Annotated in this window: 1 protein-coding gene; it reads right to left on the reverse strand. The window is 63.4% G+C overall.

Annotated features, from left to right (window positions below):
* Nucleotides 1-2,380 (reverse strand): beta strand repeat-containing protein (locus ACJJV2_RS00005; RefSeq protein ID WP_405277462.1); only part of this gene is annotated, 2,380 nt, incomplete at both ends.

Consider the following 2,380-nt stretch of genomic DNA (forward strand, 5'->3'; position numbering starts at 1 on the left):
ACCGCGAGGTCATCGAAGTCCGCGCCCGGCGCGAAGTCATAGCTGCCGTCGGCATTGACGGTGAACTGGCCACCGTTGTCACCGGCAGTCGGCTGACCGACATTGGCGGCATCCTCGCCGACCTGGCTGACCGTCAGGGCATCCGTGTCGTTGCCACCGTCCGCGTCGTTATCCAGCACGTTGCCGGAGGCCGGCGCCTTCTCGGCGACGGTGACGGCGTCATCCTGGGCAACCGGTGCGGTGTTGCTCGGTGTCAGGATGAAGGTGTCGGTGACGGTACCGCCATTGCCATCATCGGCAGTGACAGTGATCTCGAACGGCCCATTCTGGGAGGCATCCGGCGTCAGGGTACCCGTGATGCGGCCCGTGTCCGGATCGATAGTGACACCGTCCGGCAGACCCGCGGCGGTGAAGGTCAGGTCATCGCTGCCATCCACATCATTGAAGGCATCACCCGCCGAGATATCGATCGCATCGCCATCTTCGGCAGTCGCGTCAGGCGTCGGCGTGCTGACGACCGGCACGTCATTGGTACCGGTCACGGTGACACTCAGGGTCGCGGTATCGACACCGCCCTGACCATCGCTGACCTGATAGCTGAGGGTGGTGGTACGGCTTTCTCCGACCGCGAGGTCATCGAAGTCCGCGCCCGGCGCGAAGTCATAGCTGCCGTCGGCATTGACGGTGAACTGGCCACCGTTGTCACCGGCAGTCGGCTGACCAACATTGGCGGCATCCTCACCGACCTGGCTGACCGCCAGGGCATCCGTGTCGTTGCCACCGTCCGCGTCGTTATCCAGCACGTTGCCGGAGGCCGGCGCCTTCTCGGCGACGGTCACGGCGTCATCCTGGGCAACCGGTGCGGTGTTGCTCGGTGTCAGGATGAAGGTGTCGGTGACGGTACCGCCATTGCCATCATCAGCGGTAACGGTGATCTCGAAGGGCCCATTCTGGGAGGCATCCGGCGTCAGGGTACCCGTGATGCGGCCCGTGTCCGGATCGATAGTGACCCCTTCCGGCAGCCCCGCGGCGGTGAAGGTCAGGTCGTCGCTGCCATCCACATCACGGAAGGCATCGCCAGCCGGAATATCGATTTCGTCACCGTCTTCGGCAGTCGCATCAGGCGTCGGGGTGCTGACGACCGGCGCATCATTGGTGCCGGTCACGGTGACGCTCAGGGTCGCGGTATCCACGCCGCCCTGGCCATCACTGACCTGGTAGCTGATGGTGGTGGTACGGGTCTCATCAACCGCGAGGTCGTCGAAGTCCGCGCCCGGCGCGAAGTCATAGCTACCGTCGGCATTGACGGTGAACTGGCCCCCGTTGTCACCGGCAGTCGGCTGACCGACATTGGCGGCATCTTCGCCGACCTGACTGACAGTCAGGGTATCGCTGGCATCGATATCACTGTCGTTGAGCAAGACATCGCCACTGACAGAGCTGTTCTCAGTCGTGACATTGGTATCTGCCACAGCGACCGGAACATCATTGGTGCCGGTCACGGTGACGCTCAGGGTCGCGCTATCCACGCCACCCTGACCATCGCTGACCTGGTAGCGGATGGTAGTGGTACGGGTCTCATCAACCGCGAGGTCGTCGAAGTCCGCCCCCGGATTGAAGGCATACCCCCCATCCTCCCCTATCGTGAATTGGCCACCATTACTTCCCGTAACAGGCTGATCAATAGCGGTGGCACTGCCATCGACCTGGCTGACGGTCAGGGCATCCGTGTCGTTGCCCCCGTCGGTGTCATTGGCCAGAACATTGCCAATTGCCAAGACATTCTCGGCAGTTTCCCTCTGATCATCCTGCGCGACCGGCGCAGTATTGCTCGGCGTCAGCGTGAAGGTGTCGGTGACCGTGCCGCCATTGCCATCATCGGCAGTGACAGTGATCTCGAACGGCCCATTCTGGGAGGCATCCGGCGTCAGGGTACCCGTGATGCGGCCCGTGTCCGGATCGATGGTGACACCGACCGGCAGACCCGCGGCCGTGAAGGTCAGGTCGTCGCTGCCATCCACATCACGGAAGGCATCACCCGCCGGGATATCGATCGCATCGCCATCTTCGGCAGTCGCGTCAGGCGTCGGGGTGCTGACGACCGGCGCATCATTGGTGCCGGTCACAGTGACACTCAGGGTCGCGGTATCCACGCCGCCCTGACCATCACTGACCTGGTAGCTGATGGTGGTAGTTCGGGCCTCATCAACCGCAAGGTCGTCGAAGTCCGCACCTGGCGCGAAGTCATAGCTGCCGTCGGCATTGACGGTGAACTGGCCACCGTTGTCACCGGCAGTCGGCTGACCAACATTGGCGGCATCCTCACCGACCTGGCTGACCGCCAGGGCATCCGTGTCGTTGCCACCGTCCGCGTCGTTAT

This window comes from Cobetia sp. Ld8, assembly GCF_045066615.1.
GTDB lineage: Bacteria > Pseudomonadota > Gammaproteobacteria > Pseudomonadales > Halomonadaceae > Cobetia > Cobetia amphilecti.